Origin of the sequence: Pseudomonas sp. NPDC090208 (assembly GCF_044746785.1) — a bacterium.
In the GTDB taxonomy this organism is placed as follows: domain Bacteria; phylum Pseudomonadota; class Gammaproteobacteria; order Pseudomonadales; family Pseudomonadaceae; genus Aquipseudomonas.
In genome coordinates this window covers 38,990-60,630 of record NZ_JBIVCU010000022.1, presented here as the reverse complement: position 1 = coordinate 60,630, position 21,641 = coordinate 38,990, and the positions used below count along the sequence as shown (strand labels likewise).

Genomic DNA, 21,641 nt, shown 5'->3' with positions numbered 1-21,641 from the left:
GTTTTACGACGACTTCGGTCGGACGCGACCCCGGCGCGCTCGCAGGGCAAGCCAGCTCCTACAGAAACCGTGAAAATCACCCGTAGCAGCACGGCTTGCCGGCGGCAGCGATCTTGCGGACGAATCCGCCGGCAAGCCGGACTGCTAGGGATGGAGTTGCGCGGACGGCTATTTTGCCGCCGCTTTGGCCCGCGCCGCGTGCAGTTTCTTGTAGCTGTCGATCAGGCGCAGATGGCGGTCGAGGCCTTCCAGTTTCATGCTGGTCGGGGTCAGGCCGTAAAAACGCACGCTGCCTTCGACCGAACCGATCACCGCGTCCATCCGCTCATTACCGAACATCCGGCGGAAGTTGGTTTCGTAATCGGCCAGTTCCAGGTCTTCGTCCAGCTGAATCTCCAGCACCACGTTCATCGCCTGATAGAACAGGCCACGCTCGACGGTGTTGTCGTTGTACTGCAAGAACGCCTCGACCAGATCCTTCGCCTCGTCGAACTTCTTCAGCGCGACGTTGATCAGCAGCTTCAGTTCCAGAATGGTCAACTGGCCCCACGCGGTGTTGTCGTCGAACTCGACGCCGATCAGCGTGGTGATGTCGGTGTAGTCATCCAGCTCGCTGTCTTCCAGACGCTTGAGCAGTGCCTTCAACCCTTTGTTGTCCAGGCTGTGCAGGTTGAGGATGTCTTCGCGGAAGAACAGCGCCTTGTTGGTGTTGTCCCAGATCAGGTCTTCGATCGGATAGATCTCGGAATAACCCGGCACCAGAATCCGGCAGGCGTTGGCACCGAGGTCGTCGTAGACGGCCATGTACACTTCCTTGCCCATGTCTTCGAGGATGCCGAACAGGGTCGCGGCTTCTTCGGCGTTGGAGTCTTCACCCTGGCCGGAGAAGTCCCACTCGACGAACTCGTAGTCGGCACTGGCACTGAAGAAACGCCACGACACCACGCCGCTGGAGTCGATGAAGTGCTCGACGAAGTTGTTCGGCTCCATCACCGCGTGACCGGCGAAGGTCGGCTGCGGCAGGTCGTTCAGACCCTCGAAACTGCGGCCCTGCAGCAACTCGGTGAGGCTGCGCTCCAGCGCCACTTCGAAACTCGGGTGTGCGCCGAACGAGGCGAACACGCCGCCGGTACGCGGATTCATCAGGGTCACGCACATGACCGGGAATTCGCCGCCCAGCGAGGCGTCCTTGACCAGCACCGGGAAGCCCTGCTCTTCCAGCCCCTGAATGCCGGCCAGAATGCCAGGGTATTTCGCCAGCACCTCTTGCGGCACGTCGGGCAGCGCGATTTCACCTTCGAGAATTTCGCGTTTGACCGCGCGCTCGAAGATTTCCGACAGGCACTGCACCTGGGCTTCAACCAGGGTGTTACCAGCGCTCATGCCGTTGCTGAGGTAGAGGTTTTCGATCAGGTTGGACGGGAAGTACACGGTCTCGCCGTCGGACTGCCGCACATACGGCAGCGAGCAGATGCCGCGCTCGACGTTGCCGGAGTTGGTGTCGTACAGGTGCGAGCCGCACAGTTCGCCGTCGCGGTTGTAGATGTTCAGGCAGTACTCGTCGAGGATTTCCGTCGGCAGTTCGTCCTTGGGACCCGGCCGGAACCAGCGCTCGGTTGGGTAATGGACAAACTCGGCGTTGGCGATGTCTTCGCCCCAGAACTGGTCGTTATAGAAGAAGTTGCAGTTCAGCCGCTCGATGAACTCGCCCAGCGCCGAAGCCAGTGCGCTTTCCTTGGTCGAACCCTTGCCGTTGGTGAAGCACATCGGCGACTGCGCATCGCGAATATGCAGCGACCAGACGTTGGGCACGATGTTGCGCCACGAAGCGATCTCGATCTTCATGCCCAGGTCGGCGAGGATGCCCGACATGTTGGCGATGGTCTGCTCCAGCGGCAGATCCTTGCCGACGATATAGGTGCTGGAGTCGGCTGCCGATGTCGGCATCAACAAGGCCTGCGCATCGGCGTCGAGGTTTTCCACCTCTTCGATGATGAACTCGGGGCCGGCCTGCACCACTTTCTTCACCGTACAGCGGTCGATGGAGCGCAGGATGCCCTGACGGTCCTTGTCCGAGATGTCGGCGGGCAGCTCGACCTGAATCTTGAAGATCTGGTTGTATCGGTTTTCCGGGTCGACGATGTTGTTCTGCGACAGGCGAATATTGTCGGTGGGAATATTGCGGGTCTGGCAGTACAACTTGACAAAGTAAGCCGCGCACAGGGCAGACGAAGCCAGGAAATAGTCGAACGGACCCGGTGCCGAGCCATCACCTTTATAGCGAATGGGCTGATCGGCGATCACCGTGAAGTCATCGAACTTGGCTTCAAGCCGAAGATTGTCGAGAAAGTTGACCTTGATTTCCATGCGGGATTACCAGAAGAACCAGAAAACGAAATGGCGGCCATTATCCGGTTTTTCTGTGGGAAGTCTTGCGTTTTTAAGCCCGCGCCGCCGGTCGGTCAGCCGCGTGCAACGGGCTCAGAGCACCAGAACGAAACGCTCTTCCGGCCATGTCCATGAATGCTTGCTCCTGTGATGTCGACAGGCAAGGTACAGCAAACCCCGGGGGCCTTGGCAACGACATACCCCGTGGGAGAGAGCTCTGCTCGTGATAGCGTCGGGTCAGTCGACGCCCAGGGGCTGCTCTGCCGCAATCGCGAGCAGAGCTCCCTCCCACGGCCTTCGGCCAGCAGCAAAAGTGGATGGGTATTCGCTGACCCTTAGCAGTCCGTGTAGCGCTCTCGATCGCAGGCTTACACCGGCTCCGCTGCCAGCACATCGTCAATCCAGCGAATCTGCCGGGCCAGGTCCTGCACTTTTTCCTCAAGCAGACCCGGCTGTGCCCGGCGCAACTGGCCCAGCGCCTTTTGCTTCAAACGCAACAGCCGTTGCCATTTGGTGAAAAACGCGGGGCTGCGTTCGCGCATCAGCAGCGGCCCGAAATACAGCTCTTCGGCGCTATACGACAGCGGCCCTGAAGGCTCGGCAACGATGATCTCGTAATCGAACCGGTTCTCCCGCAGCACTTCCTCAAAGACGATGCGATAGCCCTGCTCCATCAGCCACAGACGCAACGGCTGTTCACCGCCGTTGGGTTGCAGGATCAGTCGCTCGCGGCCGTTCAGGCGCGCCTTGCCGGCGTCGAGAATGTCGCGAATGGTCTCACCGCCCATGCCGCACAGGCTGATCGCGGTGATGCCGTCGCCCGCCTCGATGGCCTGCAGACCATTGGCCAGGCGCACCTGAATCTGCTGCTCCAGACCGTTCTCGCGCACGGTACGCTCGGCGGCGCTGAACGGCGTCAGCGCCACTTCACCCGCCACCGCCATGGCGATGACACCCCGGCGCGCCAACGCCACCGGCAGATAGCCGTGGTCCGAGCCGATATCGGCCAGCCGCGCGCCCTCCGGCACATGCGCCGCCACACGCTCAAGGCGCATGGACAATGTCTGTTCGTTCAACTGCCGCCCCTTCTCGCCAAACCTGCCCGGCAACTCGGGCCGGATCGGGGCGCGATTCTGGCGGGTGGGCGGGGGTATTTCAAATGTGTGCGATCAACTGACTCAAGACGCTTCGATCTTTTCGCCGCCCAGGGTGAGCGATCAACTGCCGCGCTTGAGCAAATACGTGTCCATGATCCAGCCGTTGGCCTCCCGCGCCGCCTTGCGCACGCGCTCGATTTCGTCGGCCACATCGCGCAACTTCCCGGCAATGAGAATTTCATCCTCGGTGCCCAGGTACGCGCCCCAGTAGATATCGATGCCCTGATCGGCCAGGGTTTTGTAGGCGTTGTCCGCATCGAGCATCACCACCACGCTGTCGACATCTGAAGGCAAGCCTTCGGCCAGACGGCGTCCGGTGGTGATTTCGATGGATTGGCCGATGTTGTTCAGCGGGATCTTGTGTTGCGCCGTCAGGGCCTGGACGCTGGTGATGCCGGGGATCACTTCGTAGTCGAGCTGATGCCGGCCGCTTTTGATGATGGCGTCGAGAATACGGATCGTGCTGTCGTACAGCGATGGATCGCCCCAGACCAGAAAGGCGCCGCACTCTCCGTCCTGCATTTCTTCGGCGATCAGCCGTTCGAAGGTGAGTTGCTTGTCGCGGTTCAGATGGTCGACAGCATTGAGGTAATCGACGCCCTCGCGCTGGCGTTCCGGGTTCAGCGCCTCGACCACCCGGTAGTTGCGCCCGGTGATGTAGCGCTCGCAAATGTCCTTGCGCAGGTGATTGAGCTTCTCCTTGCTCGGCCCCTTGTCCATCAGGAAAAACACGTCGACGCGGTTGAGTGCGTTCACCGCTTGTATCGTGATGTATTCGGGATTGCCGGCACCGATGCCGATGATCAGTATCTTTTTCATGGGGGGCCTGCGTTACGGGGTCGCGGATGCAGGTAACGGTAGCGGTTGTCGCCCATGAAATCTCTCGCGGATAAATTCGCTCCCACAGAACAGGCAAAGCGCGCGCAGCACTGTGGGAGCGAATTCATTCGCGATTGGCCGGGGCAGACGACATATCTGCGTCGCCGGCCAAATCCTTCGCGGATAAATCCGCTCCCACAGAACAGGCAAGCCCCGCACTCAGCTTTAGAACACCAGGGTCAGCAACTGCTTGCTTACCGCTTCTTCGATGCTCAGCGCTGCCAGCCACGAAGTCTTGACGTTATCCGGCAACGGGTTGTTGGCCAGGCGGATGGACAGCTCCCCGAACGCGCCACGGGCGTTGACCTCATGGACGTTCTTGTCGACGGTCGGGTCGGCCACCAGTTCCACTTGCGTCTGGTCGAAGCCCACCCCGGACAAGGCCACCGCCGCAGTCACGTTGGCGTTCTTGGGAAAACGGCTGGAGGCCTGGGCTGCGGTGCCACGAAAGATCGTGGTCGGCACAGTGATCTGCGCCAGATCGAACTGCTCTTCCGCTGGCGTACCGGCCCAGGCTTGCGGCGGCTTGCGGCCGACGTAGAGCACTTCGTCCAGACCCGCCGCACGGGCCGAGCGCATCGCATCCAGGCCACCGATGGCGCCCGACACCAGAATCAACCGGGCGCCGCCACGTTGTGCGGCCTGCTCCAGATCATGGGCCAGCGCGGTATCGGCCAGCGCGCCGATCGAGGCGATGACCACGTCGATTCCGGCCTGCAGAAACGCTGGCACCGAATGCACCACCGCGCCGTGGCCAGCGCATTCGATGACCAGATCCGGTTGCCAGTCGATCAGGTGCTGCACCTCGGTGAACAGGCTGAGTTGTTTTTCCAGCACATAGCCCTCGGCATGGGGCGCGTGGTCGATGGCGGCGTAGACCGCGTCCGGCAGGTGCTGGGTCTGCAGCGCATGGAGCACGCGCTTGCCGATGGCGCCGAGGCCGATGATGCCGACGCGGCGAATGGTGTGATTGCTCATGTTTGAGCCTCCCAGAATTGACGCAACAACACGGTGTAGGGTTGGGTGCGGGTCACCGGCGCAAAGTGGCCGCCGCTCAGTTCGTGCAGGCGCGCGCCAGGAATCACCGCGGCCAGTTCCTGCGAATGGTGGAACGGAATGACGTAATCGTCCGCCGCGCCGATCACTGCCACCGGCAGCTTCAGCGACGGCAGTTCAGCGCGGCGCGAATAGCCGAGCAGCATGTCCATGCGTGCCTGGGTCATCGCCGTGTCCAGCGTCGACGGCTGATCGAAATCCAGCGCGGCGGCTTCGGCAAAGTGCTCGCCGTAAAAGCTCGACGGGTACGCGACCAGACGGGTCAAGGCGTTGTAGGCGGTGCCGCCCAGCCGCTCCAGCAGGTATTTGCGGTAGGCGAAAAAATCCTCGAAGCGCTTGTCGGGCCTGGCCCAGCCGCTGCTCAGGACCACGCTGGCGACCCGCTCGGGGTGATCCAGCGCCAGGGTCTGCGCCACCAGCGAGCCGGTCGAATGACCGACCAGGTGAGCGCGCTGGATATCCTTGTCATCGAGAATGCCGAGCAAGGCATCGGCGATGCCGGGAATGTTCGGCAGGCCGTCGATACCGCTCTGGCCGACGCCCGGATGATCGAAAGTGATCACCCGGTAGTCATCGCGCAAAAGCGCCACCACCGGTTCCCAAAAGGCCGCCAGCCCGCCGAGGCCGGAGATCAGCACCACCGCCGGACCGCTGCCCTGCTCGCGGCTGTAGATCGTGTTCGACATGGCAGCGATCTCAGCTCTTGGTGTAGGCGAAAATGCCGGTGGACTCGATCTGCTCGATGTTCGCCGGACGGTCGAACGGCTCGGGGGTCGGTTCGCCGTGTTGGCGCGGGCGGCCGACGTCACGGAAGAAGGTTTCCAGACCGCTCGGGTTCATGAACCAGACCCAGTGCAGATCGACATCGCCGTCGTTGCTGAAGGTGTGCGAGTTGTGCTCGCCGAGGAACAGCGTCACCCCCGGCTCCAGCTTGTATTCCTTGCCATCGACCACCGCCGAACCGGTGCCGGCGATGAAGTGCAGCACCTCCTCGTTGGTGGCGTGAGCGTGCTCGCGAACGCGGCCACCCGGCGGCAGCATTTGCGTGCCGACCGAGAAGTTGTGGGTCATCTTGAACAGCTGCGGAGAGACCGCCACCGACACGTAGCCGTTGGCCGGTTTGGGCTGCCAGTAGCTGACTTCGGTTTCGCGGGTGACGTAGATCAGGGTGCCCTTTTCTTCGGCGGTCTGTTCAGCTGTCGGGGCGGGTGTTGCAACGGAATGGGTCATGTCACACCTCGTTGGTAATCGATTACAAATCATGTCGAACGCAGATGCACGCATCTACGCCGGTTCAGTGCATCAGTGGTTTTTGCGCCAGGTGTCGCTCAGGGTGTAGCCAGTCGGAAACGGGTCGTTCGGGTCCAGCACGTACTGGTGAAAGCCGGTGAGAAAGGCCTGGCCGCTGATCGCCGGACGAATGCCCGGACGGTCGCCGACGGTCAGGGTTTCGAGGATTTCGCCGACGAATTCGGTGCTCAGGATCGATTCGTGGATCAGCTTCTCGCCCGGCTTGATCTGCCCGCGTGCGTGCATCACCGCCAGCCGTGCGCTGGTGCCGGTGCCGCACGGCGAGCGGTCCATGCGCCCGGGCGAAACGACCACGCCATTGCGCGCCCGCTTACCCTGCGGGTCGTCGCGCACCGGGCCGGCGAACAGGGTCTGGTTGATGGTGTGAATCTCGGGCTGCTCAGGATGCACCGCAGGCAGTTGCTCGGCGGCGGCCGCCTTGATGGTTTCTCCGACGCTGACCAGCTCGGCGGCTTCGTCCGGAGTGATGGCGAAACCCAGCGCCCGGGCATCGGCCAGCACATAGATCATGCCGCCGTAGGCGACATCGACTTTCAGCGTGCCCAGCCCCGGCACCTCAATGAACTGGTCCAGACCGAAGACGAAGCACGGCACGTTGGCGAATTTCACGCTCAGGCATTTGCCGTCGCGGCATTCGGCCTCGACCCGCACCAGCCCGCCTGGCGCTTCCAGGGTCAGGCGGGTGAGCGGCTCGACCATCGGGATCATGCCGGTTTCCAGCAGCGCGGTGACCGTGCAGATGGTGTTGCTGCCGGACATCGGCGGGTAGAACTCCGACTCCATGATCACGAAGCCGGCATCGGCTTCCGGGTGCGACGACGGCAACACCAGATTGACGCACTGGGTCACCGTGCCCCGCGGCTCCTGCAAGAGAAACTTGCGCAGGTCGTCGCCACGGGTTTCCAGGTATTTCATCTTGTCGAACATGGTCTGACCGGGCACATCGAGCACGCCACCGGTGATCACGTCATTGCGTTCACCGGCGACATGGGCGCCCACCACATTGATCATTCGCTTGAATTTCATAGGTCACTTTTCACAGTCAGTCAGTGAGTCGGTGCGCCGCCAAACACGGCGCACCGCAACGGATCAGCCGATCGTGTTGGGCAGCAGCGGCGTGCGCGGGCCCATCTTGATGAAGGTCGACTTGATCTCCAGGAACTCGTTCAGACCGTCGACGCCGTTCTCGCGACCGTAGCCGCTCTGCTTGTAGCCACCGAACGGCAGTTGCGGCGCGGTTTCCAGGTAGGTGTTGACGAACACGGTGCCGCTTTGCAGTTTCTGCGCGACGCGCAGGGCCTTGTCGATGTCCTTGCTCCACAGGCCGTTGCCAAGGCCGTACTCGGTGTCGTTGGCCAGTTGAATGGCCTGCTCCACCGTGTCGAACGTGGTCACCGCCAGCACCGGACCGAAGATTTCTTCGCGGAAGATGCGGTGCTCGGGTTTGACCTCGGTGAAGATGGTCGGGCCGACGAAGTAGCCGGCGTCCAGGCCATTACCGGTCAGGCGCTCACCGCCGCAGACCAGCCGCGCGCCTTCCTGTTTGCCGATCTCGATGTAGTTCAGCACGCTTTCCAGATGCTGGGCGTGGATCAGAGCACCGATCTGGGTGTTCGCGTCCAGCGGCATGCCGACCACCACTTTGTTGGCGCGCTCGACCAGCCGGGCGACGAACTCGTCGGCGACCGACGCTTCGATCAGCAGACGGGTACCAGCCACGCATTCTTCACCCTGGTTGAGCATGACGCCGAACAGCACGCCGTCCAGCGCTGCCTCCAGATCGGCATCGGCAAACACCACGTTGGCCGCCTTGCCACCCAGTTCCAGGGCGACGCGGGTCAGGTCGGACGCCGCCGTCGCGGCAATCTGTTTGCCGACGCGGGTCGAGCCGGTGAAGGAGATCATCGACACGTCCGGGTGGCGGGTCAGGCGCTCGCCCACCACCGCGCCACGGCCGGTCACCACGTTGATCAGACCGGCCGGGAAACCGGCCTCCTGCGCCAGCTTCGCCACTTCCAGGGTGGTGCCGGAGGTCAGCTCGGACGGTTTGATCACCACCGGGCAACCGGCCGCCAGGGCGTACGGCAGTTTCTGGAACAGGCAGACCATGGGGAAGTTCCACGGCACGATCAGGCCCACCACACCGCGCGCTTCACGGGTGACCAGACCGAGCTTGTCATCACCCAGATGGTTATAGGCCTGGCCCTGAATCTGCCATGCCAGCGAGGCGGCAAAACGGGTCAGCTCGGCGGACCACAGCACTTCCCCCTTGGCGTAACCGATCGGCTTGCCCACCTCTTCGGCTTCGATCTCCGCGAGGCGGTCGGCATCGCGCTCGATCAGATCGGCCAGCCTGTTGAGCAGTTTGGCGCGCTCGGAACCCGGCACCGACGACCATGCCGCCGTGTCATGCAGGCGCTTGGCATGGGCCACCGCCGCATCGACGTCCTCCACGTTACCGGCGGCGAAACTGGCCAGCAGCGCACCGTGGGCGGGCGACACACGCTCAATGTACTCGTGACCGGCAGGCGCCTGTTCTGCGCCGTTGATCCAGTGGTTGTACTTTCTGACTGTCATTACCGACTCCTCAAAACTCGCGTTGTATACGTTTACAAGGCAACGCAAAAAAATACAGCGATTTCACACCGCCGCGACGACCGACCGATTGTCCGGCTGGCGAACGTCCAGCCCCAACGGTTGCAGGCTGCGGGTCTCGATCACCAGCGAGGCCTGTACATCGACCGCAGGCGCTGTGGCCCTGGCGCTCATCACCACCACCTGATTCGGGTCGGCAAACTCGGTGGCCCATACGCCAAAGACCCGATGTTTTTTCCGTGCGCCGGCATCGCTGACCTGCTCGATCACCGCCCCGGCCTTGCCCACCGGACACCGGTAGACATGCAGATAGCGCACCGGCGCCAGCCCTCCGACAGCGAACTCGACCCTGGGCACCAGCACCTGCAGAAACTGCTTGCCAACGTGACGTGCCGCCTGCGGCAGAAATTCTTCACGCCAGGCCGCGACCTTGATCAGCTCGCCCCGCAGTCGGGCACGCTCGTCCAGCGAGTCGTAGCGCCACAGGTGACGGAAGATCACGTTGTCGCCAATGCGCTCCTGCCACATGCCCTGCAAGGCGCCGAAACGGTCGCCGCGAATGGGCAGGCAGAGGTTTTCGAACAGCTCCCAGTAGTGTTCCCACGCGTTGGCAGTGAACTCGTACTGACGAAATTCATCGATCATCGCCACGTCCTCACCAGGCCGTATAACCGCCATCGACGGTGAACATGGCGCCGGTGGCAAAGCTGGAATCCTCGGAGGCGAGGAACAGGATCATGTTGGCGATGTCCACCGGCTCGCCCATCTTGTTCAGCGGCGAACGGGCTTCCAGGCCTTTCTTGAAGGCCACCGGGTCCGGCACGCTTTCGAAGATTTTGTCGTAATAGCTCGACGCGATGACACCCGGCGCCACGCTGTTCACCCGTACGCCTTCCAGCGCGTGGTCCAGCGCCATGGCGCGGGTCAGTGCAGCGACACCGCCCTTGGCGGCGACGTAGGCCGCGCGGTCCTTGATGCCCACCACCGAGATGGTCGAGGCCAGGTTGACCACGGCGCCACCGCCGCGCTGGACGATGTGCGGAATTGCGTACTTGGAGCAGAGGAACACGCCCTTGAGGTTGACGTCGATCACCTGATCCCAGGTGTCTTCGTCCAGCGTGACCACGGTGCCGAGGGTGCCGAAACCGGCGTTGTTGACCAGGATGTCGAGGCCGCCGAAATGCGCCACCGACTTGTCGATCATGGCCTTGACCTGCGCCGCGTCGGACACGTCGGCCTGCACTGCGAACGCCTGGGCGCCGATGGATTCGGCCACGCTCAGCGCCAGTTCGATGTTGCGGTCGGCGACGATCACCGTCGCTCCTTCACGGGCGAACAGCCGCGCCGTCGCTTCGCCGATGCCGGCGCCTGCACCTGTGATCAGTGCCACCTTGTCTTGCAGTTTCATCGTTCACTTCCTTCACGTCGTTTGACGGCTTTCATTACAGGGTCGGGCGCGCACTTGCGCACCCGTTGCGTATTCAGGCGGGCGAGTAGTACCTGGCCGCTGCCTTGGGCAGCGGCGCTCGACCACGAATGTCGTCGGCGATCTTCTCGGCCATCATGATCACCGGGGCATTGAGGTTGCCGCTGACGATCTCCGGCATGATCGAGGCGTCGACCACACGCAGGTTTTCGATGCCATGCACGCGCGCACGGGCATCCACCACGCTGTCGGGGCCGGTGCCCATGCGGCAGGTGCAGGACGGGTGATAGTTGGTGCCGGCCAGTTGGCGCAACGCCGTCAGAATCTGCTCGTCGGTCTGCACCTCCGGACCTGGCGTCACTTCCTCGCCGCGATAAGGGTCCCAGGCCGGCTGCGCAACCACGTTGCGGATGGCTTTCACGGCAGCCACGGCGTCGTCGCGGTCTTCCTGGGTGGAGAGGAAGTTGAAGCAGAACTTCGGCGCCGCCAGCGGATCGGCCGAACCCAGCCACACCCGCCCGGTGCTGGTCGGGCGCATCAGGCTGAAGAAGTACTGGAAGCCGTTTTCCAGCTTGACGCTGCCGTGCTGGAATTCGCCCAGCATCGGGATGAATTCGAACTGCACGTTCGGCACCTTGATGGCGTCGCTGGTGCGGATGAATGCGCCGACTTCAAAGAAGTTGGTCGCGCCCAGACCTTTCTTGAACAGCGTCCACATGGCGCCAAGCTTGAGCTTGCCCAGCGGCGTGAGTTGCTTGGCGATGGACACGTTCTGCGTGGCGCGGTACTGCACCGGCGCGGCGATGTGGTCCTTCATGCCCTGCCCCACTGCCGGCAGGTCGGCGACACAGGGGATGCCGAACTCGGCCAGGTGTTCGGCGTCACCGATCCCGGACAACATCAGCAGGTGCGGCGAGTGGATCGCGCCGGCACACAGGATCACTTCCTTGTTGACGGCCAGCACATGGGGCTCACCATCACGCAGGAAATGCACCTTCACCGCACGCTTGCCCTGAAACTCGATGCGAGTCACCTGGGCCTTGTCGGCGACGTGCAGGTTTTCCCGCTGCTTGTTGGTGTGGATGTAAGCCTGCGAGGTGCTCCAGCGAATGCCTTTGTGGATGTTGCGCTGGGTGATGTGCACGCCTTCCTGACGGTAGGCGTTGTGGTCCTGCATGTACGGATAACCGGCCTGCACACCGGCATCGATGAACGCCTTGTACAGCGGGTTGTTGGCGGCGCAGGTCTGGATATGCATCGGCCCGCTGTCGCCGCGATAGTCGTTGCCGCCCTGATCGAACGTCTCGGCCTTGCGGAAGTACGGCAGGCACTCGTCGTAGCTCCAGCCCTTGAGTCCCATCGCGCCCCAGTTGTCGTAGTCCCACGGGTTGCCACGGACCCAGTTCATGCCGTTGATCGACGACGAACCGCCGAGCACCCGGCCACGGGCCTCATAGATGCTGCGGCCGTCCAGCTCCTTTTCCGGCTCGGAGTGGATGTACCAGTTGAACTTGTCGTTCATCAGCGGAAAGCCGAGGGCCGCCGGCATCTGGATGAAGATGCTTTTGTCCGACGGACCCGCTTCCAGCATCAGCACCGAACGGCCCTGGTCTTCCGAAAGCCGCGCCGCGATGACGCTGCCTGCCGAACCGGAACCGATGACGATGTAGTCGTAGGCGTTTGCGAGGGTACGGCCGTTGATATCACGCATGGTTTCACCTGAAGTGCGGAGAAAGCCTTGAAGGCAATCTGTAAACGTTTACAAATACGCGCACAGAATAACAAAAATAATCCGCCCTGGAAGGCTATTACCGGTTGATTCCGCTTGCTCGTTGACTGCTTGCTGATTTCACAGGAGCAAAAGCCATGCCCGATTGCCGGCCTTTCTGATTTTCTGCCTGAACAGGGCTGAATTGAGGTGCTTTTGCCAAACCTGTGCACCGTAAAAATGCCAAAAAGGGTGTTACCGCATCAGAGCAGTGCGAATTTTGGTAACGTTTACTGAAATTGATTACAGAGCAATTTCACACACCTGTCCCCCTGTAAAACCGTGGCCTGGACCCATGGCCTTGTTCGCCTCCTTTTATCTGCCGCAGGAGGCCCGATCTGCATCACCGTCCCCTGCACCAGGATGTTTCCGGCGCAACGCCAGTATGGGCCGCGCTGCGCAGCGCTGTAATCGTTCGCATTTTTTTGATGCGGCGCCCCGGTTAATCCCGCAGAATCAGCGCAGAACACCGCAGCGATGAGGGATCTGTGTGAGCGCCAGCAAAAAACCATCGGCCCGGGTCAACGTGACGGACGTCGCCAAGGCGGCAGGCGTTTCCGTGGCCACCGTGTCCCGCAGCTTCAACCTGCCACACCACGTGCGCGAAGACGTGCGCGAAAAAGTGCTGCAAGTCGCCAGCAAAATGGGCTACACGCCCAACTCGGCGGCCAAGGCGCTGCGGTTGCAGAAAACCAACGTCATCGGCGCGATCATTCCGACGCTGGATCACTCGATCTACGCAACCATGATCAAGAGCTTTCAGGACAAACTCGCCGAGTACGGCTACGTGGTGTACGTCCTCAGCTGCGGTTTCGACTCCGGCGCCATCTATGAAAAGGTGCGCCTGCTGGTGGAACGTGGCGCCGAAGCGCTGCTGATCGTCGGCGACATCGCCGACCCGGCGCTGACCAAATACCTCACCGAGTACCGCATGCCGGTGGTGTGTACCTACTCGTATTTCGACGACAAGCCCTTCCCGTTCATCGGCTTCGACAATTACCAGTCAACGCGGCAGATCATCGAATACCTGCTGGGCCTCGGCCACCGCCACATGGCGATGCTGACCGGTCCGATGAAGGGCAACGACCGCCAGCAGGCGCGTCTGAAAGCCTTCACCGATGCCCTCGGAGCGCACAAGCATCAGTGCAGCCATTCGGTCTATGAAAGCGAAGGCGGCTACACCATTGAGTTCGGCGAGAAGACCCTGCGGCGCATTCGCCTGGAATGCCCGGAAACCACGGCGATCATCTGCAACAGCGACGTGATTGCCTTCGGCGTGCTGTCGGCCTGCAAGAAACTGGGCATCGACGTGCCCAAGGAAATGTCGGTCATCGGCTACGACAACCTGGAGTTTGCCGAGTACCTGGACCCGCCGCTGACAACGCTGGCGATTCCGGCCGGCGACATGGGCCTGCGCAGCGCCGAAGCGATCATCGCCAACCTGAAAAACGGCACCGAGATCAAACCGCTGCTGCTGGGTACGCAACTGATGATTCGCCAGTCCAGCCATTCGATCTGATCACAGGGGTTGAACTGCAAGCCGCAAGCTTGCAGCTTCAGATTCTGCCCAAAGGGCGTAGGAGCGTGGCTTGCCCGCGATCTGCCGGGAATCGGCAGCAAAGCCTGCACATGCGGCCTGCCTGACACTCCGCACACCAGGAATTTACGACGACGCTGTCGCCGGTCGCGGGACAAGCCGCACTCCTACGCCCTACGGACAGCAGCAACTTGCGGGGCGCTCTGCAGCGACTCAACCCGACGTTCCCGTCGGGACTTTCGCAGATGACTGCTCATCAGCAGCACGAAAGCTGCCACCGGCAGGATCATCGCCAGTTGCAGGCCGACCGCTCCTGACAGATAGCCGATCACCGGCGGCGCCAGCAGAAAGCCCGCATAGCCCAGAGTGCCATTCATTGCCAGGCCCAGACCGGGCGCGTCGGGGTAGGCGCGGCTGGCCTGGCTGTAGAGCAACGGCGTCATGTTGGCCAGCCCCATCCCCACTAGAATGAAGCCGGCAATCGACGCCAACGGCTGCGGGACGGCAATCGCCAGCGCCATGCCCAGACCGCCCACTGCGCCAGACACCGCCAGCACCCGGTTGGCGCCGAAACGGCGGATGGCGAAATCACCGGACAACCGCCCCACCGCCATTGCCAAACTGAAGGCGCCAAAGGCGAACGCCGCGACGTTGCTGCTGGCGTGGCTGACATCGGTGAGAAACAGCGCGCTCCAGTCGATCACCGTGCGTTCGATGAACAGCGCAAGAAAGGTCAGCCCGGCGATGCACAGCAGCAGCTTGTTCGGCCAGGCAAAAGTGCGCGCAGGCGTACCCTCCTCGACCGCCGCCACCTGCGGCAGCAGATTGCCGAGAAAGCGGGCGCTGAGCAGTGTCGTCACGCCCATCACTGCACCGGCGAACAGCAGGCATTGCATCAGCCCCAGACTGTCCGACAACAACGTGGCGACCGTCGAAGCGCCCACCAGGCCGCCAATGCTGAACACCGCGTGAAACGACGACATCAGCGGCCGCCCGCGCTGTGCTTCAACCAGCGCGCCGTGGGTGTTCATCGACACGTCCAGCACGCTGTTGGTCACCCCCAGCAAAAAGATCGCGACGGCCAGCGCCAGCGCCGAACCGACAAACGCACACAGCGGCAGCACCAGCGCCACCAGCACGCCGCCCAGCAGCAAGGTGTTGCGGCTGCCAAGGCGGGTCACCAGGGCGCCGGCCAGATACAGGGTCAGCATGGTGCCGGCGGCGAACGCACTCAGAGCAAAACCCAGCTCCGCGTCGGTCAGGGCCAGCGCCTGCTTCATTCCGGGAATATTGGTCGCCCAGATCGCCAGCACCATTCCGTTGGCGAAAAAGATGGCAGACGCGGCGATCCGTGCCCGTCTTAAAACGTTGGAAAACGGCATCAATACCTCGAAGGCCAACAGGGGTTGCGTGGAAGCCTCGCGCTTTTGTCGCACAACGCAGCAGGATTCATTCCAGCCTCGGCCACCACTGGTCACGACTGACAAGACCGGGCCACCTTTAGCAAGCGGCCCGGTCCTAGCGCTTCAATATTCGTAATCGATTACATCGCAGTTCAAAAAAATAGCGCTGCCACACCGATCACATCATCCGGCGTCATCAGGCCGCCGCCCGTACGGCACCCGCCGAACGATTGAAACGCAGACGCGCATAGCCGACATACAGCGCGGCCGGCACCACCAGCGCAGGAATCCAGGAGATGTCTGAGCCGATCAGTCTGGCGAAATAGCTGTGGTAGAACGACATGTCCATGAACGGCACGGTGGAGGCCACGCCGATCAGGAAGATCACCATGGTCGACCAGTTGTATTTGCCGTAGATGCCGTCGACGTTGTACATGTCCTCGACCACGTATTTGCCCTTCTTCACCAGATAGAAGTCGGCCAGGTTGATCGAGCTCCACGGCACCAGGAAGTACACCTGGGCGATGAGAATATCGGCGAAGTAAGCGTTGAAATCGTACTGGGTAGCGATGGCAATCGCCGTGGCGGCCACGGCAGAAATGCCCATGGCGATGAACTTGGTGGTGCGGCTGATGCGGGTCATGCCACGCAGGCCGGAGAAGATCGTCATGGCCGACATATAGGCGCTGTACAGGTTAAGCGAGTTGATCTCCAGCACGCCGAGCACGACGATGACCATCGCGACTTTCGACCAGGGCCCGAAGAAACTGGCGATGGCATTGCCGGGGTTGGAGGTGACATCGCTGAACATAGTCGCCAACAAGGCGCCGAGCAGCATCACCAGACCGGCACCGAGCAAGTTACCGACATAGCTGAACCAGAACGTCTGCTTGCTGGAAATGTTTGCCGGCAGATAGCGCGAATAGTCCGCCACATAAGGCCCGAAGCCCAGCGTCCACGACGCCGCCTGCGTCACCGTCAAGGCAAACGCGGCCATGGTGAAGCCTTGGGACAGGTCCATCGCACCGACCGGCATCGGGTGCTGCAACGCCAGCACCGCCACCACCAGAAAGATGATCCCGGACAACGCCGACATGATCGCGCCGAGGCGGTGAATCAGCTCATAGCCGACGAAACCGATGATGAACGACACCAGGCCAAACAGAATGATCGCCGTGTTGTCGCCGACATCCATGAACGACTTGATGGCGTCGCGCATGACCACGCCGTTGGCTGCCGTGAACAGAATGAACGAGATGTAGTTGATCAACAGTGGAAAGCCCGCGCCCAGCACGCCGAACTGCGCACGGCTCTGGATCATCTGCGGAATGCCCAGATGTGGCCCCTGGGTAGAATGCGCGGCCATGAAAATCGTGCCGATCACACACCCCAGAATCAGCGCCAGACACGTCCAGGCCAGGCTCAACCCGGCGACGATGCCCAACGAACCCACCACCAACGTGGTGACCTGCATGTTGGCGCTGAACCAGATGGTGAACAGCCGGCGGGGATGACCATAGCGTTCCGACAAAGGAACAAATTCGATGCTTCTTTTTTCGATGTCCATCATTGGGCCTCTCTTTGGGCGCGCAACCGGTTGGCGTTCGGCTGCGGTGGAGCTCTCGTGTCTGCCGAGAACGGTCTATGGGCGCGACGCTCTGTAAAGGATTACATGCACATCGCAAAAAAAGGATTTCTGCCCAACCTGCCCGATATCCCGGAATGAAGACGGTATCACCATCCCCAGCGGCAGGCTGCACAGAAAACCTCTGTAAAGGATTACAAAGCACCGTTCATGCCAGATATCGTCGACAACTCCCGTAACGCGCTACCACGCCGCTTCCCTGCCGCCCTGCCCCGGCGCGTGCCGGGCGTTGCAGCCGCGCGCACAGCGGGTTTGTCTGCTTTGGTAACACCCTATCGTTTCCGCTGAAGGGAAAGCGAGTCGCCCAGAAACAGTGCGCGGGCCCTGCCATTGCGCAAGACCCGGGCACTGCCGGTTCATATCGACAGCGGTCAGACGGTGACCACTACCTTGCCAATCTGCTGATTGGCCTCAAGGAAGCGGTGCGCGTCCTGGATGTCATCCAGCGTGAAGGTTTTCGCGATCACCGGGCTCAGCGCACCCGATTCCAGTCCAGACAGAATGAACGCCTTGGCGCGGGACAGTGCCGCCGGGTCGGCAACGATCTCGGCATATAGATAGCCCTTGAGCGTCAGGCTCTTGCCCAGCACAGTGAACAGCGGAAACGGCGTGGGCTCCGGACTCAGCGCGCCGTACTCCAGCAGAATGCCGCCACGGGCCATGCTTTGCGTCAGCGGCTCGAAGGACGGGCCGCCCACCGGGTCGAACACCACGCGCGCACCCTTGCCATCGGTCAGCGTCATCACCCGCTCGACGATGTCCTCTTCATCACTGATGATCACATGGGCCGCGCCAGCCTCCAGCAACGCCTGCGCCTTGGCGCGCGTGCGGGTGATCGCAACGGCGGTGGCACCGACCATCCGCGCAATCTGGAACGCCGCAAGCCCGACACTGCTGGAAGCTGCCGTGACCAGCACGACATCGCCCCGGGTCAGCCGAGCCTGCTCGATCAGAGCGCCCCAGGCGGTGACGTACTGCATCCAGGAAGCGGCGGCCTGCTCGAAGGACAGGTTCTCGGGGTGCCTGACCACCAGATGCGCGGGCACGTTGGCCACCTCCCCGTAAGTCCCCCAGCGAGCGATGTCCAGTGGCGGGATCAGGCTCACCGCATCGCCGACCTTGATTTCGCTGACCGCGCTGCCGACCCCCGCCACCACACCGGCCGCCTCGTAACCCAACCGGGTCGGAAACTCGGCCTCCTGCAGATAGGCATGATTGCGGAACATCACCTCCGCACGATTGAGGCCGATGGCCTTGACGCTGATTTGCACCTCGTCCGCCGCCGGAGCGGCGATATCCAACGTCTCAAGCTTGAGTACGCTGGCGTCGCCGTATTCATGAAATCTGACAATGCGTGCCATGGTTGATACCTCCTGAACAGTGAAAAGCCCGGGCCACCTCCCGGCGACCCGCGTCATGGCTGACAATTTAGGTGCTGGCCGGCAGGGGGATAAAGGCCTAGGATTGCCCGACACTTGAAACAAAAGGTTTGTAATGGACCGCCTGACCCAAATGGCGACTTTCGTCAAAGCCGTGGAAACCGGCTCCTTCAGCGCAGCGGCGGACGACCTCAAGCTGTCGTCACAGCTGGTCGGCAAGCAGGTGAAGATGCTCGAACAGCATCTGGGCGTGTCCCTGCTCAACCGCACGACCCGCCGTCAGAGCCTGACCGACTTCGGTCACGCTTTCTATCAGCGGGCCAAGATGATCCTGGCCGACATGGAGGCGGCGGAAAATCTGGCCGCCGTCACCCGTGGCATCCCCAGCGGCCGACTGCGTATCAACGCGCCGGTGACCTTCGGCATCCGCACCCTGTCGCCACGGCTGGTGGATTACATGGTCAGGTATCCGCAGGTGTCGGTGGACCTGACCCTGTCCAACGAACTGGTGGATCTGGTCGATGATGGCTATGACGTGGTGTTCCGCATCGGCGAGCTCTCCGACTGCGGTCTCAAGGCCGTCACGCTGGCGCCTTACCGCCAGGTGCTGTGCGCCGCGCCATCCTATCTGGCCCGACGCCCGGCCATCACCAGCCCCTGGGATCTGCAGCAACATGAATGCCTGGGGTTCAGCTTTTCCGATGGCCGCACGCACTGGAGTTTCGAGGGGCCGGAGGGAAAGATGGACGTGCCGATTACAAGCAGATTGACGATCAATCAGGGCGACCCGCTGCTTGCCGCCGCCGTTGCCGGGCTGGGCGTGGTCCTGCAACCGGTGGAGCTGGTCGGCGATGCGCTGCGCGACGGCACGCTGGTCAGCCTGCTGCCCAGCTATCAGGCACCCGCGACGCCGATGCACATCCTTTACGCGCCGGACCGGCGCCTGACGCCCAAGCTGCGGAGCTTTCTGGACTTTGCCATTGCCTCGTTCAAGCACTGACAGCCAGCGCCCCGTCAGCGACGCCGGCACAATCGCCAAACCGCAGCCAGCAACCACTCATCGCCCCATCCGCATTTTTTCCAACCTTTCCAACAGCCCTCCGAGTCACACAGATATCGCCGCCGACCAAGCAGGCCGGCGTGCATTCCCTCTGCAGTAGTGACCAAGAGGCTTGATCCCATGAACAAGACATTCAGTTGTGCCCTGGCAATCGCGAGCCTGACCTGCGTGTTGGCGATGCCCACTCAGGCCGCCACCAGCACCACCGGTTCGAGCGGCAGCAGCATGAGCCAGCCATCGTCCTCGGAAGCCGACTCGGCGAAATCCGGCGAATCGTCCAAACCCAAAGGCGAAAACGGCGCCAGTACCAAAGGCACTGCGCTGCCCGGCTCGGGCGGCGAAGCCGGCAGCGGTGGTAACTCCAGTTTTGGTAACTCGACCTCGTCCGGGGCGGGTTCGAAAGACAGCAGCTCGGGGTCGAAGAGCAACTAAAGGTTGGCGACGACGAGGATTGCCCTGACGTGTTCTCGGTCAGCGGCCCCGTCCACCGTCACTGCGCCTCGTAACGAGCCACCACCTCTTCATCACCCTGGCGCGTCAGACCGATGATCGGGTAGGCATCGCGCACCCCGCCCCGCTCCATCCCCGGTGAGCCGATCGGCATGCCGGGGGCGGCCACGCCACGCAGATCGTCGCGCTGCTCCAGCACGGCGATCTGCTCGACCGGCACGTGCCCTTCGATAAATTTGCCGCCGATGATCCCGGTGTGACACGACGCCAGCTTGTCAGGGATGCCCTGCGCTTGCTTGAAGGCGTGCATGTCGTTTTCAAGGTGATCGTTGACCTGATAGCCGTTCTTTTCCAGGTAACTGATCCACTGCGTGCAGCAGCCGCAATTGGGGTCACGGTGGACATCGATGGTCGCCGCCGAAACGACGCTGGCAAACAGACTGGCGCTGAAGGCCGCGCCTGCGCAGAGAAAGCGCAGGCTGGCAGAACGGGTAATGGATCGCACGGGCGAAGCTCCTGAAGGTGAAGGTGCGAGAGAGTCTCGATGATTCCGACAAATTGTGTCTGCCGGAGCTGTAACCGGCTGTTTCCTGATAGCGAGTCAGACATGACCCCACTGGCATGAAAAGAACATATGCTTTACCGAATATTCGAAAATACGTATATTCGTTTTTCCATATGTTTCAGAGCCAGCCATGTCTGCCCCCATCGATATGACCGCCGCCATGACACCCACAACCCTGTTCAAAGCCCTCGCCGATGACACGCGCAGCAGAATCACGCTGCTGGTCGCGCGCGAGCGAGAGTTGTGCGTCTGTGAACTTACCGCAGCGCTGGACCTCAGCCAGCCGAAGATTTCCCGACATCTGGCCTTGCTTCGCTCAGCCGGCTTGCTGATGGATCGCCGTCAGGGACAGTGGGTGTACTACCGCCTGAATCCGGATCTACCAGCCTGGGTCACAGCCGTCCTGAACGACATCGTCGAGGCGAACCGGCAATGGCTGGACGTAGAAACACAACGCCTGTGCGACATGAATGGCCGCCCCGTCAATCAGCCGATGTGCTGCTGAGCGTTCCGCTCCCTGACCGTCGAGTCCAAGAGGCATCCCATGAAAGTCCTGTTCATGTGTACCCACAACAGCTGCCGCAGCATCCTGTCCGAGGCCGTGTTCAATCATCTGGCCCCAGCTGGAGTCGAGGCGGTCAGCTCGGGCAGCTTCCCAAGCGGTCGCGTCAACCCGCGAGCCTTGCAGACACTGCAAAGTGCCGGCATTTCCACGGAGGGTCTGAGCAGCAAATCCTCGGACGCCTTTGAAGGTTCGCCACCCGACATCGTGATCACGGTGTGCGACCGGGCAGCCGGTGAAGCCTGCCCGGTGTTTTTCGGGCCCGCGCTGAAAGCGCACTGGGGGCTGTCCGACCCTTCCGAAGTGACGGCATCGGAGGCTGAAATCACAACGGCATTTGAATCGACCCTGGCCAAGATCCAGGAGCGCGTAGGCGTATTTCTGAGCTTGCCCTTGAGCACGATGAGCGCTGACGAACTGAAAGCTGAATTGAATCGCATCGGCACGCTGTAAGCCGACA

General features: G+C 62.0%; 20 protein-coding genes. 5 read left to right on the top strand and 15 right to left on the bottom strand.

The genetic code is table 11. The features are described from left to right. Positions 1–168 precede the first annotated feature (168 nt). The 11 genes from ACIPL0_RS27340 to ACIPL0_RS27290 form a co-directional block, all read right to left on the bottom strand. Complete coding sequence (locus tag ACIPL0_RS27340) at positions 169–2,367, bottom strand: OsmC domain/YcaO domain-containing protein (protein WP_400601174.1); 2,199 nt, start codon at positions 2,365–2,367, stop codon at positions 169–171. Positions 2,368–2,756: 389 nt separating this feature from the next. Continuing rightward, positions 2,757–3,464: a tRNA (adenine(22)-N(1))-methyltransferase gene (locus ACIPL0_RS27335; protein WP_400601172.1), complete on the bottom strand. Its 708-nt coding sequence runs from the start codon at positions 3,462–3,464 to the stop codon at positions 2,757–2,759. A gap of 141 nt (positions 3,465–3,605) precedes the next feature. Next, entirely contained in the window at positions 3,606–4,364 is a 759-nt protein-coding gene (cobF, locus tag ACIPL0_RS27330) for a precorrin-6A synthase (deacetylating) (RefSeq protein WP_400601170.1), read from the bottom strand. A gap of 225 nt (positions 4,365–4,589) precedes the next feature. Further along, positions 4,590–5,402, bottom strand: a complete 813-nt coding sequence (locus tag ACIPL0_RS27325) for an aspartate dehydrogenase (RefSeq protein ID WP_400601168.1) — start codon at positions 5,400–5,402, stop codon at positions 4,590–4,592. Next, positions 5,399–6,166: an alpha/beta fold hydrolase gene (locus ACIPL0_RS27320; RefSeq protein ID WP_400601166.1), complete on the bottom strand. Its 768-nt coding sequence runs from the start codon at positions 6,164–6,166 to the stop codon at positions 5,399–5,401. The genes ACIPL0_RS27325 and ACIPL0_RS27320 overlap by 4 nt, the downstream gene beginning before the upstream one ends. Positions 6,167–6,176: 10 nt before the next feature. Beyond that, positions 6,177–6,710, bottom strand: coding sequence for a cupin domain-containing protein (locus ACIPL0_RS27315; protein WP_400601164.1), 534 nt, complete (start codon positions 6,708–6,710; stop codon positions 6,177–6,179). A 72-nt stretch (positions 6,711–6,782) separates the two neighbouring features. Then, positions 6,783–7,817 carry a proline racemase family protein gene (locus ACIPL0_RS27310; protein ID WP_400601162.1) on the bottom strand — a complete coding sequence of 345 codons (1,035 nt, stop codon included), beginning with the start codon at positions 7,815–7,817 and terminating at the stop codon, positions 6,783–6,785. Positions 7,818–7,880: 63 nt separating this feature from the next. Beyond that, positions 7,881–9,368, bottom strand: a complete 1,488-nt coding sequence (locus ACIPL0_RS27305) for an aldehyde dehydrogenase family protein (protein ID WP_400601160.1) — start codon at positions 9,366–9,368, stop codon at positions 7,881–7,883. Positions 9,369–9,431: 63 nt separating this feature from the next. Continuing rightward, a complete protein-coding gene (locus ACIPL0_RS27300; RefSeq protein WP_400601159.1) occupies positions 9,432–10,031 on the bottom strand; it encodes an NIPSNAP family protein in 600 nt (199 codons plus the stop codon). A 10-nt stretch (positions 10,032–10,041) separates the two neighbouring features. Then, complete coding sequence (locus ACIPL0_RS27295) at positions 10,042–10,794, bottom strand: SDR family oxidoreductase (RefSeq protein ID WP_400601158.1); 753 nt, start codon at positions 10,792–10,794, stop codon at positions 10,042–10,044. A 73-nt stretch (positions 10,795–10,867) separates the two neighbouring features. Continuing rightward, entirely contained in the window at positions 10,868–12,523 is a 1,656-nt protein-coding gene (locus tag ACIPL0_RS27290; RefSeq protein ID WP_400601156.1) for a choline dehydrogenase, read from the bottom strand. Between the two features lie 547 nt (positions 12,524–13,070). On the opposite strand from ACIPL0_RS27290, the gene ACIPL0_RS27285 reads away from it, so the two are divergent. Continuing rightward, positions 13,071–14,099 (top strand): LacI family DNA-binding transcriptional regulator, encoded by a 1,029-nt coding sequence (locus tag ACIPL0_RS27285; RefSeq protein WP_400601154.1) that lies wholly within the window; start codon positions 13,071–13,073, stop codon positions 14,097–14,099. 185 nt (positions 14,100–14,284) lie between these two features. Here the strand turns inward: ACIPL0_RS27285 and ACIPL0_RS27280 are convergent, their stop codons facing one another. The 3 genes from ACIPL0_RS27280 to ACIPL0_RS27270 form a co-directional block, all read right to left on the bottom strand. After that, the gene (locus tag ACIPL0_RS27280; RefSeq protein WP_400601152.1) at positions 14,285–15,499 is read right to left on the bottom strand and encodes an MFS transporter; all 1,215 of its coding nucleotides are present in this window, start codon (positions 15,497–15,499) and stop codon (positions 14,285–14,287) included. A 217-nt stretch (positions 15,500–15,716) separates the two neighbouring features. Continuing rightward, entirely contained in the window at positions 15,717–17,090 is a 1,374-nt protein-coding gene (locus tag ACIPL0_RS27275) for a purine-cytosine permease family protein (protein WP_400601150.1), read from the bottom strand. Between the two features lie 446 nt (positions 17,091–17,536). Further along, entirely contained in the window at positions 17,537–18,526 is a 990-nt protein-coding gene (locus tag ACIPL0_RS27270; protein ID WP_400601149.1) for a zinc-dependent alcohol dehydrogenase family protein, read from the bottom strand. A gap of 133 nt (positions 18,527–18,659) precedes the next feature. Here ACIPL0_RS27270 and ACIPL0_RS27265 point away from each other — a divergent pair, with 133 nt between their 5' ends. Next, positions 18,660–19,544: a LysR family transcriptional regulator gene (locus tag ACIPL0_RS27265; RefSeq protein WP_400601147.1), complete on the top strand. Its 885-nt coding sequence runs from the start codon at positions 18,660–18,662 to the stop codon at positions 19,542–19,544. A 180-nt stretch (positions 19,545–19,724) separates the two neighbouring features. Continuing rightward, positions 19,725–20,036, top strand: a complete 312-nt coding sequence (locus tag ACIPL0_RS27260) for a hypothetical protein (RefSeq protein WP_400601145.1) — start codon at positions 19,725–19,727, stop codon at positions 20,034–20,036. 58 nt (positions 20,037–20,094) lie between these two features. Here the strand turns inward: ACIPL0_RS27260 and ACIPL0_RS27255 are convergent, their stop codons facing one another. Then, the gene (locus ACIPL0_RS27255; RefSeq protein ID WP_400601217.1) at positions 20,095–20,493 is read right to left on the bottom strand and encodes a DUF411 domain-containing protein; all 399 of its coding nucleotides are present in this window, start codon (positions 20,491–20,493) and stop codon (positions 20,095–20,097) included. A gap of 274 nt (positions 20,494–20,767) precedes the next feature. Between ACIPL0_RS27255 and ACIPL0_RS27250 the strand changes: the two genes are divergently transcribed. Continuing rightward, on the top strand, positions 20,768–21,124 hold the full coding sequence (locus ACIPL0_RS27250) for a metalloregulator ArsR/SmtB family transcription factor (protein WP_400601215.1): 357 nt from the start codon (positions 20,768–20,770) through the stop codon (positions 21,122–21,124). A 39-nt stretch (positions 21,125–21,163) separates the two neighbouring features. Next, positions 21,164–21,634 (top strand): arsenate reductase ArsC, encoded by a 471-nt coding sequence (locus tag ACIPL0_RS27245; protein WP_400601143.1) that lies wholly within the window; start codon positions 21,164–21,166, stop codon positions 21,632–21,634. Positions 21,635–21,641: the final 7 nt, after the last annotated feature.